We start from the raw sequence: 12,851 nt of genomic DNA, 5'->3' as shown, positions 1-12,851 counted from the left end.
TCTTCAAGGTGCAGTATGAAAGACAGAAAAGGGGAAAACAGGTTCTCGCGGGATGCCGTGCGCGATCTTGCGGCCGATGCCGGGTCGTCCAAACCGGCGGAAAAGGTCAAACTCAGCCCTGTCGCCTACCAGATTGCCTCGCAATATGCGCGCAACAGCAATTCACCCGTCATGATCAGCGGCATCATGCGCATCGTGGAATTCCTGATTATCCTGTTGACCGGCATGACGGTCTTTCTGATGTATGTCGGCCCGCAGCGGGGGGCAATCTTCAGTTATTTCTCCGCCGTTCTTGTGACCGCCATTGTCGGCGTGCTCGTCCTGGAACTCACGGACAGTTACCAGCTTGCGGTGATGCGCAATCCGTTCACCCGATTCGGCCGCCTGCTGATGGCGTGGTCCGGCACCTTTGCGCTGATGGCGCTGGCCGCCTTTTTCCTCAAGATTTCCGAGGCCTATTCGCGGGTCTGGCTGGGTACCTGGTATGTCTCCGGGCTGATCCTGTTCATTGCCTTTCGCGTGATCATGTCGCGGCTTATCCGCCGCTGGGCCCGCAACGGCAAGATGGAACGCCGCGCCGTGATTGTCGGTGGCGGCAAGCCGGCCGAGGACCTGATCCGCTCGATCGAGCAGCAGCCCTACAACGATATCCGCATCTGCGGCGTCTTCGATGACCGGGATGCCAAGCGTTCCCCGCCCGTCGTCGCGGGTTATCCCAAGCTGGGCAATATTTCCGAGTTGATCGAGTTTGCGCGCATCGCGCATATCGACATGCTCATTGTCTCGCTGCCGATCACGGCGGAAGAGCGCGTTCTGGCGCTTCTCAAGAAGCTCTGGGTCCTGCCGGTGGATATCCGGTTGTCGGCCCACAACAATCATTTGCAGTTCCGCCCGCGCGCCTATTCCTATATCGGCTCGATCGCCATGATCGATCTGTTCGACAAGCCCATCAATGACTGGGATTCCGTGGCGAAACGGGCATTCGATATCGTCTTCAGCCTGTTCGGCATCATTGTCTTCAGCCCGATCATGCTGGCGACCGCCCTCGCCATCCGGCTGGAGAGCAAGGGCTCGGTCATTTTCAAGCAGCGGCGGCACGGCTTCAACAATGAAATCATCGAGGTCTGGAAGTTCCGTTCCATGTATACGGAAATGTGCGATCCGACGGCGCGCAATGCGGTGGTGAAGAACGACCCGCGCGTCACGAAGGTCGGACGCATCATCCGCAAGACATCCGTCGACGAATTGCCGCAGTTTTTCAATTCCCTGATGGGAACGCTTTCGCTGGTCGGGCCCCGGCCGCACGCCATATCGGCCCATACCCACAATCTGCTCTACAATGAGGTCGTGGACGGCTATTTCGCCCGCCACCGGGTCAAGCCGGGTGTGACGGGGTGGGCTCAGATCAATGGCTGGCGCGGTGAAATCGATACGGAAGACAAGATCAAGATGCGGACGGAGTTCGATCTCTACTACATTGAAAACTGGTCATTGTGGTTCGATCTGAAAATCCTGTTCCTGACACCGGTCCGCCTGCTCAACACGGACAACGCCTATTGAGCGCCGCCGCCGATCCCACTGATTCAGCCCATGTCGGCAGGGCCGCCGGCAACCGTGCGCTGATCCGGATGTTTTCGATGACGGCTGTCGGGTTCGGCGTGTTCCTCAGCGGGTTCGTCATCAACGAACCCGCGCCCTACGAGTTGTACATGGCTACCCTGATCGTGGGCTGGGCACTCTTCGGCCTGCGCTTCTCGCGCAGCGTGGTGGTTCTTCTCGCAACGCTTGTGCTGTTCAATCTCGGCGGCTGGCTGTCGGTGGCGCAGATGGCCGATCTGAAGACCGCACCGATGTATATGGCCGTGTCGCTGTTTCTGGCGCTCACGTCCGTATTCTTCGCTGCGATCATAGAAGGCAACCACCGCATTCTGCGGGCGATCTTCAACGGCTATGTGATCGCGGCGGTCTGCACGACGATGCTGGGGATTCTCGGCTATTTCGACGCCTTCCCGGGGGCGGAGGTTTTTACGCGCTATGGCCGCGCCATGGGCGCCTTCAAGGATCCCAACGTCTTCGGCCCCTTCCTGATCCTGCCGATTGCCTGGCTGGTGCATGGCATACTGGTGGGCGATCTGCGGACCCTGCCGCTGCGCCTCGTGCCCACGCTCATCCTCACCCTCGGCGTTTTCCTGTCGTTTTCCCGTGCCGCATGGGGCATGGCCGTGCTGGTGATTGCGGGCCTTGCCCTGGCGCTGTTCATCCGCAGCCCGAGCCGCCTCTTCCGCATCAGAATCATCCTGCTTGCCGGCCTGGCGGTCGCGATTCTTCTCGTCGCCATCGTCATCGCGCTGCAGATTCCCAGTGTGTCGGAACTGTTCTTTGCGCGCGCCCAACTGGTGCAGGATTACGACAATGCCCAGTTCGGACGCTTCGCCCGCCACTGGTATGGCCTGCTGATGTCGGTCGATCATCCCCTCGGGATCGGACCGCTGGAGTTCGGGCCCATCTATGGCGAGGATACCCACAATATCTGGCTGAAGGCGGCGCTTGATTATGGCTGGATCGGCTTCGTCAGCTACCTGACCCTGACCATGCTGACGCTGGGTCTTGGCCTGCGCATCCTGTTTCGCGACAGGCCCTGGCAGCCCTTCCTGCTATGTGCCTATCTCACCTATCTCTCGCATGTGGCCATCGGCAATGTCATCGATACCGATCACTGGCGCCATTTCTACATTCTTGTGGGTATCATCTGGGGCTGCGTCGCGCTGGAAGCCCGATATTCCCCGGCGCCCGCCGCTTCTGAAGCAAGGGTGTGAAGCCGTCGCGACAGGCTTTACCCGAGCGCATTTTTCCTATGAATTCCAGTTACATATTTAGCGTAAATAGGCACTTCGGAACAACAGCCGGATAATCACTTATAATAGATTTCCAATGTCACCTCCGTGCGTTACCTTGAGAAAGACGCAATTTCTACGCAGCATCAGGCGATTAAATCAAGCTTCTAATACAAGTAGAATTTATAAACTACCGGTTGCATCCAACACATAAAAATAATGGGTGGAAATGGTCATTGACGTTTTTAGATACCGATAATCCGAATTATTCAACGGCCGACGGCGAACTCATGCAGCAGGCGCTGGACGGGGCGGCAAGGACGTTGAAAATCGAGGATGACAACGATCCGGAACGGAAAATTCTGGAGCGTTTTGTCCGTGCCGCATTCATTATCGGCAACCGGGATGCCCAAGCGATAGCCCGATTTGCCGTGAATGCTGTACTCGTCCGGCGGAAAACCGCCAAGGGCAGAATCCGCCCTACCCCCGGAAATTACCGATAAACTGGCGAAATGCGGGCGACGTTGCGCCGCTGAACATCTCCGCCGGCGAACCGTCGCAATCGATCAGCCCTTCGCGCATGAACACGACGCGGTTGGAAACATCCCGCGCAAAATTCATTTCATGGGTCACGACGAGCATCGTCATCCCCTCCTCCGCCAGCGAGCGCATCACCCGCAGCACTTCACCGACCAGTTCGGGATCGAGCGCCGATGTGGGCTCGTCAAACAGCATGACCTTCGGTTTCATCGCCAGGGAGCGGGCAATGGCTGCCCGCTGCTGCTGACCGCCGGACAGATGGGCCGGATAGGCATGGCGCTTTTCCGCGATCCCCACCTTTTCCAGAAGCGCTTCCGCCTCTGCGATACATTCCGCCCGGGGGCGTTTGAGCACGTGAACGGGGCCTTCGATCAGGTTTTGCAGGATGGTCATATGCGACCACAGATTGAACGACTGGAACACCATCCCCAGTTCCGCGCGGATATGGTCCACCTGCTTCGAACTCGCAGGGACATTCCTGCCGTGCTTCCTGACCATGTTGATATGTTCGCCATCCACCCAGATCTCGCCTTCATCGGCAATTTCGAGAAGATTGATGCAGCGCAGGAACGTCGATTTGCCCGAACCGCTCGACCCCAGAATGGAAATGACGTCGCCGTCATGGGCTTCGAGCGAAATCCCGCGCAGGACTTCCAGTGAACCGAATTTCTTGCGGATATTGCGCACGGAAAGCCGGTTGACGGTTGCTGCGGCGGGATCGGCGGAATGTTCATGCACCATAATACAAGGTTCCTTACGGCAAACGCGGAACAGCGCGCCGATGCTGGGAAAGCCGGTGTTCCAGCAGCGCCATGGCCTGCAGGATCAGGAAATTGAGGATGAGATAGATCGCCGCCGCGCACAAAAACACTTCCATGGTGCGGTAGGTCTGCGAAATGAGACGCTGTGCCACGCCCGTGACCTCCCATACCGTCACGAGGCTGGCAAGCGCGGTCGATTTGACCATCATGACGATTTCAGTGGAATAGGCGGGAAGCGCATGGCGGAAGGCGATCGGTCCGATGATCCGCCGGACGAGCAGAAAACCCGACATGCCGATGGAGCGCGCGGCCTCGATCTCCTTGACGGAAACGGCCCGCAGACCGCCGCGAAATATCTCGGCGGTATAACCGGCCGTGCACAGCGCCAGCGAAAGCACGGCGCAGACAAAGGGTTCGCGCAGGAACGGCCAGAGAAAGCTGTAGCGGATGAAGCCGAACTGACCGAGGCCGTAAAACACCAGAAACATCTGGATCAGCAGCGGCGAGCCGCGGAACACGAAAATGTAACCCTTGGCAAAATTGCGGAGGATCGGGTTTTTGGCGACACGCATCCACACGATCAGCAAGGCCAGCAAACCGCCGAAGAAGATCGAGAGGAAAAACAGCGCCAGCGTCATCGGCACCGCTGCCAGCAGGGTTTTCATGGTCTGGAAAATGAAGACAAAATCCATGACCGCTCCTCAGGCGTGACCGAGGGACGACGGCATGGAGCGGTTGGCACGCCGCTCCGCCCGGTTGAACAGCCGGTCCGACAGGCTGGTCAGAACGAGATAGAGACAGCCGCCGGCAATGAAGAACAGGAAATATTGCCGGGTCGATCCGGCGGCGACCTGGCTCGTGCGCATCAGATCCGCCAGCCCGGTCACCGAAACCAGCGCCGAGTCCTTCAGGCTCAGCTGCCAGACATTGCCGATACCGGGAATGGCAAAACGCAGCACCTGCGGCGCGATGATGCGGCGAAAGCGCAGGCCGCGATGCATGCCGATGGCCTCTGCAGCCTCCAGTTCTCCCTTGGGAATGGCCAGAAAAGCGCCGCGATAAACCTCCGCCTGATAGGCGCCGGAGATGATGCCGACCGCCAGCGCGCCCGCGGCAAAGGACGGCAGGCCAAGAAAGCCTTCATAGCCGAGATAGCGCCCGATGGCGGTGACGGCGCCCGATCCGCCGAAATAGATGAGATAGATGATCAGAAGTTCAGGAACACCGCGAAACACGGTCGTATAGGTGTTTCCGAGCGCGCTCAGAACCCTGTTTCCCGACAGTTTCGCCCAGGCAACCATGGTGCCGAGAACAGCGCCGAGCAGCAGGGCGACGATGGTTACGCACAGGGTCATCAGCGCACCGGCGATAAGCAGCCCGCCCCAGCCCTGCTGTCCAAATCCGAGCACCTCGATTATCCACATGCGCCGTGTTCCCGCTCCGCCCGGTTGATCCGGTTTTTCAGAGTATAGGCGGGCATTGTCAGATGCTGCAAATGCCGCGCCTTTCTGACAATGCCCCATTCATCCAGAGGGCGTTACCGCCTCGCGGCGATAGTCACGGGCTGACGTCGGTCTTGAACCACTTCATCGACAGGGTCTTGACCGTACCATCCGCCAGGGCGGCGGTGATGGCCTTGTCGAACATGGCCTTCAGATCCGTGTCGGCCTTGCGGATGCCCAGTCCCTCGCCGATGCCGAAGATCGTACCGCCGAATTCGGGGCCGGTGAAAACCAGCGCGCCGTTGGCCTTTTCGAATGTCGTGCCGAAATACACGGCATCGTCGAAGGCAAGATCAATACGGCCGGACTCCAGATCGAGATCGCGCTCCGCGCCGGTCTTGTATTCGCGCACGGTGGCGATGCTGCCGAAATTGTCATAGATGAACTTGGCATAGACGGTCGCCGCCTGGATGCCGATGGTCTTGCCCTTGAAGGCTGTCTTCATCGCCTCAATTTCGGCAACGCCGGTCTGCCCCGGCGTGAGCTTGAGAACCGAACCGGTTCCGGCCGCATTGGCTAGCGGGCTGTCCTTCTGGGTGGCGAAACCCGCATGGGTATTGGCATAGGGGATCGTGAAATCGATGACCTGCTTGCGCTCGTCGGTGATCGACAGCGCATCCATGATGACATCGAACTTGCCGGCGTTGAGCGCCGGAATCATGCCATCCCAATCGGAAGCCACCAGTTTGCACTCGATCTTCATCTCGGCACACATATGTGCGGCCAGTTCCGGCTCGAAGCCGCCCAGCGTCCCGTCCGGATTGGTGACATTCCAGGGTGCATAGGCGCCCTCCAGCGTGATCGTGACTGTCTTCCAGTCCTTCGCATGGGCCGCAGACATGGACAGCGCGGAAAGCGCCATCGCACCCGACAGCAGGAGCTTGTGTAGTTTCATCAGCCTTCTCCTCTTGAGGTTGGCAAGTGTTGAACCCGTGTTCCCGTGCCACACTGCGGTGGCTTTTGAGCTTTTGTCTTTTGGCAAGTTGTATATGGTACCTTATGACATCCCCTGTGCCGCGCAAGAGGGAAAGTCGCACAGCGAGGCAAATTCTGATCCTGCACAAGGAATGAGCAATGAAGGGCCTGCGATGACCGATGCCATGCTCAAGAAGCAACCCGCCACACGTTATGGTGCGCCGCTTTATGCCCATGTGAAACGGATGATCCTCGGCCGCATTCACAGCGGCGAATGGCCGCCCGAGCATCGCGTCCCCTCGGAGAACGAGCTGGTGGCCGGATTGGGCGTCAGCAAGATGACCGCCAACCGCGCCCTGCGCGAGCTTGCCAATGAGGGTGAGCTGGTGCGCATCCGCGGCGTCGGCTCGTTTGTCGCGGCGCGCAAGGGCCATTCAACGCTGTTCGAAGTGCGCAACATCGCCGATGAAATCATCGAGCGCGGCCATGTCCATAGTGCATCGGTGGTTCGCCTCAATCAGGAAAGCGCCGCCTGTGCCGTCGCTGATGCGCTTGAACTGCCATCCGGCGCACCCGTCTTTCACTCGGTGATCGTGCACCGGGAAAACGGCATCGCCGTGCAGATCGAGGATCGTTTCGTCAATCCGCGCGCGGCTCCCGATTATCTGGCCCAGGATTTTACGGCGCGCACGCCCAACGCCTATCTCAGCGCGATTGCCCCCCTCAGCGGATCGGAACATATCGTCGAGGCTGCCATGCCGTCGGCACGCGACCGCAAGCTGCTCGGCATTGCACGCAACGAGCCATGCCTTGCCATCCGCCGCCGCACCTGGTCGGGCGATACCGTGGTCTCGCTGGTCCATCTGGTCTATCCCGGCAATCGCTACCGGCTGGAATCGCGGACGGGTGCCACGCCGGACAAGCTTTGACGCACTTTACCAAGCAAAAAAGCCAGACCCAAGGTCTGGCTTTTTGATAACCGATCTATCCAGCCAATGAATGATCTGGCGGGATAAATGGTCGGAGCGGCCGGATTCGAACCGACGACCCCTTGACCCCCAGTCAAGTGCGCTACCGGGCTGCGCTACGCTCCGCCGGTGCCGAACCCCTAGAATACTGGGGTTTTTTTGGCAATAGCCGATTTGGAAGAAAAAGAACAAACTGCACACAAATGCACGGCGTGGGCGTTTTCGGCACGGATCGTCCCACGGATTTCTTTACGTTCCCCACCCTTACCTCATACTCGCCGGGCGAAACGGGATGATTCGAATGCGGAATTCGGATTTCATTTTGGAGGACTGTCATGTTGATCGATTTCCAGGGCCGCTATATCGAGAGAGCGGCCCTCGTCATTATGCACTATCAAGCCGACGTGTTTGCAATCCTGTTCGGGGAGCAGCCGTCGCCCTTGCTGGATCGGTGCAACACTCTGATCAGGCGCTGGCGCGCCACCGGCCGGCCGGTGCTGTTCCCCAACTTTTCACTGGGCGAAGCGTATGAACACGCACCGCCGGCAAGCAACCGCCAGATCTCGCCCTATATATCGTCCGGACATTTTCGCACCGGCCGCCCCGTTGCGGGGCTTGCGATCCAAACGGGTGACCTTTTCTATGCATGTCCGCGAGCCAGCGTTTTTCACGGCACATCGCTCGATGCCGATCTTCGGACGCGCGGTGTAAGCACCCTTGTCATGGCCGGGATAAGCACGACCGGCGTCGTTCTTTCAAGCGTCGCCTGGGCCAGCGACGCGGACTACGATGTGCGTCTGGTCGAGGACTGCTGCTATGATCCGGATCAGGATGCACACAACGCCCTGTTTCGGTCCGGGTTCGGCGGACGCGCCCAGGGCCACACACTTCAGGAGAAACCATGTTTGACCATGTGAAATTCGGCGTAAGCGACTATGCAGCCAGCAAGGCGTTCTACCTCAAGGCACTCGAACCGCTCGGTATCGCTGTCGTCGCAGAGGGGACGACACCGGCGCAGGGTGTCGAGCTCAGCCCAAAGGGCAAGGCCTCCCTGTGCCTCTACCAGACCGAGGAGAAGCCGGCGCATCTTCACCTGGCGTTCACGGCCGGGAATCGCCAGCAGGTCGAAGCTTTCCATCGGGCGGCTCTGGCCGCGGGCGGCAAAGACAATGGCGCGCCGGGTCTGCGCCCGCGCTACCATGCGAACTACTATGCGGCCTTCGTCATTGATCCGGACGGGCACAACATCGAAATGGTTTGCCACGAACCCGAGGCCTGAGGGACGACCACGGAAAGACAGGGCGCGCTAAGGTCCTCGCCCGTCTCAAAATGGACAGGGGATATGCCATATTCAGCTGGACCTAAAGCGCGATCGCGTGCCTGTTCTTTCCCGCAGCTTTTGCCTGATACAAAGCTTTGTCGGCCTTATCCAATAAAACGCCGGCTGCACTTCCGTGCCGCGGAGCAAGGGCAATTCCCATGCTGGACCCCACTTCCACGCTGCTGCCGACGTTCAAGCGGATGCGCTCGCCTATGTTTTCAGAGATTGACGCCGCAAACGCCGTAAGGTCCTGATCGTCGCCGCCCGCTTTCACAACAACAAACTCATCACCGCCAATACGGGCCGCTGCGTCTTCGGGCCCGAGATTGGCTAAAATCCGCCTCGACACTTCAAACAGCACCTCATCGCCGCTTGCGTGGCCATATTGATCGTTGACGAGTTTGAAGCCATCCAGATCGAGGTAAAGCACGGCAAAGCCTGTCTGATCCTGCTGCAGCGCCGACAAACGATCATTGATGTGTGCCAGCAGGCCCGTGCGGTTCAGCAGGCCCGTCAGCGCATCTTCATTTGCCCGGCGCTCATTTTCGCGTTCAGCCAGCTTTGTCGCAATCAGCATCGCGTTGAGCTTGTGCGAGGCCATGGCCATGCTGATGAGATAAAGCGGAATTTGCAAAAGCGTGACGTATAAGATCGGCTCGCCGGACATCGCACCGCCGAGGCAAGCAGGTCCAAGGCTCAAGATGATCATGACCGAGGCAAGACGCGGCGCGCCAAAATTGCGAAAGCAGATGCCCCCCACCATGGCGCCGGCGGATAGGCAGGCGAGCGTTGCCACCACCCAATCCCCGCTCATCATGCTGATGAAACAGCCGTAACCGACGGCGCCTGACCAGGCTAGAGCCAGCAGAATGTAAATGTCGGTAGGCGTGGCTTTACCCGCTTTGGCATTCCTGTGGCTGATGAGCAGCACCACGAGCCTCATGCCGCAAATCAACAATTCACATCCCAGCCAGAAGATGAATTCCGGTCGAGGTATCCGGTATGCGATGAATGCCGATACCAGAATTGTATTGATAACGCCGCCGGCAAAAATCGGTAGTGTTCCGAACAGGCTCGCAATCAATTCCGATCGAATATAGCCAGGCACATTGGATCCAGCATCGGCCAGCCAGCGTGTCAGCCGCCATCTCGGTACACTGAATCCTGAAATATCCTCGCGCATAGGCACCTGCTCCGCTGTCGGCGAGATGCGTAGCGAAGAGTCGTCAAGAATTAGAGAATCCCGTGATAGTTCCGAACCGGATAGTTAGAAATGCCTTAAGATGTGAACAGCGGTGTTGATGACCGGGCATCATCGCATCGGCAACGGATTTTCCGACCACGAGGGATCGCCTGCCGGATTTGCGGACCAAAACCGAATACCCGTGAAATCGATCGATTGCACATTGTCCGGCAGGGCATCACGATAAATGCCAAAGCGCGGCTGGACGTCGATAAACGGGCGGCCGGAATCATCGCGGACACCATGATCGGGATAGCCGAGAAGCCCTGTATACGGATCGCAACCGCGCCCGTTGAGCCAGACCTGCACCTGGCTTGCCCCCTCCTTCAGACTGGGCTTGATCATGACCTTCACATCATTCCAGTGGTCCAGGTCCAGGTGCCATGGACCGCATATTATTGTGGATTCCCCGAGATTGCAGTCGCTGGTTCCGCGCACCTTGACCAGGAAATCCGCCCCCGTGGCCGACGGGCGGGCCTCGACCTTGAAGAGGGGATTGGCGGCGGGACACGCCCCTTGCGGCTTCTCGTCACGCGCCTGGATGTTCTGTTTTACCTGATGAATGACTGTCCGGTTGCCAATGCCCTGCCAGGGACGTTCAAGACGGAACCGAAAACGGTACCAGGTCGGCGCATCGAACTTGACGACCTCCTTTCGCATCTGGATTTCCACACGTTCCGTCGATTTTTCGTCGGACTCTTTTTCAACGGCATCGCCCGGATGCACGGAGAGACGCAACACCGGCCCGGACGAAGGGGCAGCGCCGGAATCACAGGACAGACGCGACCGCCATGCCCCCTGATCCAATTTCTTGCTGATCTTCCATAGGCTTGGGGGATGCTGCGGATCGGGTGCGCACAGCTCGGCAAGGTCACCTGACAGAGCCGGAGCCGCCTCCTGCGCTGTGACTGACCCCACAACCATCAAGCTTAGGCTGAAGAAAACACAAGCTATCCACGAAAGACGTGCGTTCACGAAACGAACTCCCCCTGCCCCATATCCTCTCATTCCCCCTGGTCATAAGCCGCAATCCCAATGGCAACATGACACAGAAGTGTAAACCTGTATAAAACTTTACATTGCCTGGGCCGAGTGGCCAGGCGCCGGCAGTTTGCCTATGACGCTTGTCCTTGCTCAGGCAAATGTGCGGATCGCCGGATGTTGAAACCGGCGCAGATTGGCGCCGAGCTGTTCAAAATCCTCTGTCCGGGGATCGCTGCGCCGCCAGGCCAGGACAATGGTGCGCGCATATCCGCTGCCCTGCAGCGGCAGGTAGTGCAGCCCATGAACGTCACTCACCGCAAGGACGGGCAGCAGGGTACATCCCTCGCCTGCAGCCACCATATATTTCAGGGTCTCCAGACTGGTCGCGTGCCGGTTGGTGGTGTCGATCTCCGCACAGGCGGCAATGGCCTGATCCCGCAGGCAATGCCCCTCCTCCAGCAGCAATCGCTCATGGGCAGACAGATCTTTCCATCCGGCACCGCCAGCCAGCGTTGCCGCATGTCCCTCGGGACAGGCCATCACGAACGGTTCGTGAAACAACGGGATTTCGCTCAAGCCCGGCTCTCCGGACGGTGTCGACATGAGCACGGCATCGAGGTCACCGCGCAGCAGAGCCGTGACGAGGTCGTCGGTGCGCCCTTCACCCAGCACGAAGGCAAGCGCCGGATAGTGCGCGCGCAAGCTCTGGAGAATGCGCGGGAAATAATAGGGGCCAAGCGTGGCGATTGCCGACAAGCGCAACGTGCCGCCGAAGGCCTCCGCGGAGCGGACGGACAGATCCAGCAGCCGGCGCGCCTCCAGTACCACACGGCGCATCTGGTCAAGGAGTTCGTGGCCCTGCGGCGTGACGATGACCCGCCGCGTCGTGCGTTCGAAAATCACCGTCTTCAGCCGGGTCTCAAGCTTGCTCACCTGTACGGAAAGCGAAGGCTGCGCAACCCGGCACTGTTCGGCGGCCTTGCCGAAGCTGCCCAGATCCGCAACCGCAATGGCATATTCCAGATCGCGAAGCGACAGGCCGGACAACGTCATGACGATCATACTTCTTTCGATACAGGCCAATGGTTGAGTCACCTTCACGCGATTGGCCCATCGCACGGCAAGCATGAACTACTCATAGTCTATGCCTATTAGAATATGACAATTCTTATATTATGCCAATGTATATCAGCGCGGTATATCGGACATGCCTGACAGGGCGCGCATGAGCAGCGCCCGGGGCAAACGAGCCAGGCCCGGTAAGGGCCAAGGCATTTCCCGTTGTGTAAAGGAACGAATGATGACAACGAACGAGCAGATACCGGTCAAGGAGATGGAAGTCGCGGCCACGATCAAGGCACTGAATGCCGCACTGTCTGAAGCGGGTGTAGAGGCCGACAAGATCATCTCGATCCATTTCGTCCTGGGGGTCAAGGCAACGGTTGGACAGCCGGTCGAAGACAGGTACCGGGTCCATTACCGCAGCTGAATGAACGGCATGGGACGAAGCGGGAAACATGACGGCTTGATTGTGACAAACGCCTTTGGCAAGTGAGCGTCGCTTGAGCAACCCAAGCATGGGGTCCAGTGCAGTGCCTGCCTTCGCCTGGCACTGCACTGGGCCTCGCCACGGGCGCATCCGCGCGCCGGCAGACATGCTGTCCCCGTGGCCGGACTGCATCTCAGTTTCGCCTCAGGTTCGGATAATCTTCTGCTCAGGTTCTCGTGTTATCACCCGCACGTTGTCACCTTCGGGCAACGGAGGCTCGGCATCTCATCACCC

At 59.0% G+C, this 12,851-nt stretch carries 14 protein-coding genes and 1 tRNA gene; 7 read left to right on the top strand and 8 right to left on the bottom strand.

From position 1 onward, the window contains the following. The first annotated feature begins 15 nt into the window (after positions 1-15). The 3 genes from J1W56_RS23710 (at position 16) to J1W56_RS23700 (ending at position 3,337) form a co-directional block, all read left to right on the top strand. The gene (locus J1W56_RS23710) at positions 16-1,560 is read left to right on the top strand and encodes an undecaprenyl-phosphate glucose phosphotransferase (RefSeq protein ID WP_223615744.1); all 1,545 of its coding nucleotides are present in this window, start codon (positions 16-18) and stop codon (positions 1,558-1,560) included. Beyond that, positions 1,557-2,816, top strand: coding sequence for an O-antigen ligase family protein (locus tag J1W56_RS23705; protein ID WP_404928777.1), 1,260 nt, complete (start codon positions 1,557-1,559; stop codon positions 2,814-2,816). Before J1W56_RS23710 ends, J1W56_RS23705 begins: the two co-directional genes overlap by 4 nt. A gap of 308 nt (positions 2,817-3,124) precedes the next feature. Continuing rightward, positions 3,125-3,337: a hypothetical protein gene (locus J1W56_RS23700; RefSeq protein ID WP_223615743.1), complete on the top strand. Its 213-nt coding sequence runs from the start codon at positions 3,125-3,127 to the stop codon at positions 3,335-3,337. On the opposite strand, the gene J1W56_RS23695 is transcribed toward J1W56_RS23700, so the two are convergent. From J1W56_RS23695 to J1W56_RS23680, 4 genes are all read right to left on the bottom strand, one after another. Next, on the bottom strand, positions 3,315-4,115 hold the full coding sequence (locus J1W56_RS23695; RefSeq protein ID WP_223615742.1) for an ABC transporter ATP-binding protein: 801 nt from the start codon (positions 4,113-4,115) through the stop codon (positions 3,315-3,317). The two genes, J1W56_RS23700 and J1W56_RS23695, sit on opposite strands and share 23 nt — an antisense overlap. 13 nt (positions 4,116-4,128) lie before the next feature. Further along, the gene (locus J1W56_RS23690) at positions 4,129-4,827 is read right to left on the bottom strand and encodes an ABC transporter permease (protein WP_223615741.1); all 699 of its coding nucleotides are present in this window, start codon (positions 4,825-4,827) and stop codon (positions 4,129-4,131) included. 9 nt (positions 4,828-4,836) lie between these two features. Continuing rightward, positions 4,837-5,559 (bottom strand): ABC transporter permease, encoded by a 723-nt coding sequence (locus J1W56_RS23685; protein ID WP_223615740.1) that lies wholly within the window; start codon positions 5,557-5,559, stop codon positions 4,837-4,839. Positions 5,560-5,692: 133 nt separating this feature from the next. Next, complete coding sequence (locus J1W56_RS23680) at positions 5,693-6,532, bottom strand: transporter substrate-binding domain-containing protein (RefSeq protein WP_223615739.1); 840 nt, start codon at positions 6,530-6,532, stop codon at positions 5,693-5,695. A 193-nt stretch (positions 6,533-6,725) separates the two neighbouring features. Between J1W56_RS23680 and hutC the strand changes: the two genes are divergently transcribed. After that, on the top strand, positions 6,726-7,481 hold the full coding sequence (hutC, locus tag J1W56_RS23675; RefSeq protein WP_223615738.1) for a histidine utilization repressor: 756 nt from the start codon (positions 6,726-6,728) through the stop codon (positions 7,479-7,481). Positions 7,482-7,569: 88 nt separating this feature from the next. Here hutC and J1W56_RS23670 read toward each other — a convergent pair. Then, positions 7,570-7,646 (bottom strand) — tRNA-Pro (locus J1W56_RS23670). Between the two features lie 209 nt (positions 7,647-7,855). Here J1W56_RS23670 and J1W56_RS23665 point away from each other — a divergent pair. Then, entirely contained in the window at positions 7,856-8,437 is a 582-nt protein-coding gene (locus J1W56_RS23665; protein WP_223615737.1) for a cysteine hydrolase family protein, read from the top strand. After that, complete coding sequence (locus J1W56_RS23660) at positions 8,422-8,799, top strand: VOC family protein (RefSeq protein ID WP_223615736.1); 378 nt, start codon at positions 8,422-8,424, stop codon at positions 8,797-8,799. The genes J1W56_RS23665 and J1W56_RS23660 overlap by 16 nt, the downstream gene beginning before the upstream one ends. 82 nt (positions 8,800-8,881) lie before the next feature. Here J1W56_RS23660 and J1W56_RS23655 read toward each other — a convergent pair whose 3' ends face one another. The 3 genes from J1W56_RS23655 to J1W56_RS23645 form a co-directional block, all read right to left on the bottom strand. Next, complete coding sequence (locus tag J1W56_RS23655) at positions 8,882-10,024, bottom strand: GGDEF domain-containing protein (RefSeq protein ID WP_223615735.1); 1,143 nt, start codon at positions 10,022-10,024, stop codon at positions 8,882-8,884. Between the two features lie 129 nt (positions 10,025-10,153). Beyond that, entirely contained in the window at positions 10,154-11,008 is an 855-nt protein-coding gene (locus tag J1W56_RS23650) for a heparin lyase I family protein (RefSeq protein ID WP_223615734.1), read from the bottom strand. 210 nt (positions 11,009-11,218) lie between these two features. Next, a complete protein-coding gene (locus J1W56_RS23645) occupies positions 11,219-12,196 on the bottom strand; it encodes a LysR substrate-binding domain-containing protein (RefSeq protein WP_223615733.1) in 978 nt (325 codons plus the stop codon). A gap of 172 nt (positions 12,197-12,368) precedes the next feature. Between J1W56_RS23645 and J1W56_RS23640 the strand changes: the two genes are divergently transcribed. After that, positions 12,369-12,557 carry a hypothetical protein gene (locus tag J1W56_RS23640; protein ID WP_223615732.1) on the top strand — a complete coding sequence of 63 codons (189 nt, stop codon included), beginning with the start codon at positions 12,369-12,371 and terminating at the stop codon, positions 12,555-12,557. Positions 12,558-12,851: the final 294 nt, after the last annotated feature.

The organism is Phyllobacterium calauticae (assembly GCF_019991125.1).
In the GTDB taxonomy this organism is placed as follows: domain Bacteria; phylum Pseudomonadota; class Alphaproteobacteria; order Rhizobiales; family Rhizobiaceae; genus Phyllobacterium; species Phyllobacterium calauticae.
Note: the sequence above shows the minus strand (reverse complement) of the source record. Positions and strands in the feature narration are given on the sequence as shown.

Excerpts from the sequence above, each read along its gene's own strand:
- J1W56_RS23710 (WP_223615744.1), top strand. The coding sequence starts at position 16 with ATGAAAGACAGAAAAGGGGAAAACAGGTTCTCGCGGGATGCCGTGCGC.
- J1W56_RS23700 (WP_223615743.1), top strand. The coding sequence starts at position 3,125 with ATGCAGCAGGCGCTGGACGGGGCGGCAAGGACGTTGAAAATCGAGGAT.
- J1W56_RS23695 (WP_223615742.1), bottom strand. The coding sequence starts at position 4,115 with ATGGTGCATGAACATTCCGCCGATCCCGCCGCAGCAACCGTCAACCGG.
- J1W56_RS23690 (WP_223615741.1), bottom strand. The coding sequence starts at position 4,827 with ATGGATTTTGTCTTCATTTTCCAGACCATGAAAACCCTGCTGGCAGCG.
- J1W56_RS23685 (WP_223615740.1), bottom strand. The coding sequence starts at position 5,559 with ATGTGGATAATCGAGGTGCTCGGATTTGGACAGCAGGGCTGGGGCGGG.
- J1W56_RS23680 (WP_223615739.1), bottom strand. The coding sequence starts at position 6,532 with ATGAAACTACACAAGCTCCTGCTGTCGGGTGCGATGGCGCTTTCCGCG.
- hutC (WP_223615738.1), top strand. The coding sequence starts at position 6,726 with ATGACCGATGCCATGCTCAAGAAGCAACCCGCCACACGTTATGGTGCG.
- J1W56_RS23665 (WP_223615737.1), top strand. The coding sequence starts at position 7,856 with ATGTTGATCGATTTCCAGGGCCGCTATATCGAGAGAGCGGCCCTCGTC.
- J1W56_RS23660 (WP_223615736.1), top strand. The coding sequence starts at position 8,422 with ATGTTTGACCATGTGAAATTCGGCGTAAGCGACTATGCAGCCAGCAAG.
- J1W56_RS23655 (WP_223615735.1), bottom strand. The coding sequence starts at position 10,024 with ATGCGCGAGGATATTTCAGGATTCAGTGTACCGAGATGGCGGCTGACA.
- J1W56_RS23650 (WP_223615734.1), bottom strand. The coding sequence starts at position 11,008 with ATGGTTGTGGGGTCAGTCACAGCGCAGGAGGCGGCTCCGGCTCTGTCA.
- J1W56_RS23645 (WP_223615733.1), bottom strand. The coding sequence starts at position 12,196 with ATGCTTGCCGTGCGATGGGCCAATCGCGTGAAGGTGACTCAACCATTG.
- J1W56_RS23640 (WP_223615732.1), top strand. The coding sequence starts at position 12,369 with ATGACAACGAACGAGCAGATACCGGTCAAGGAGATGGAAGTCGCGGCC.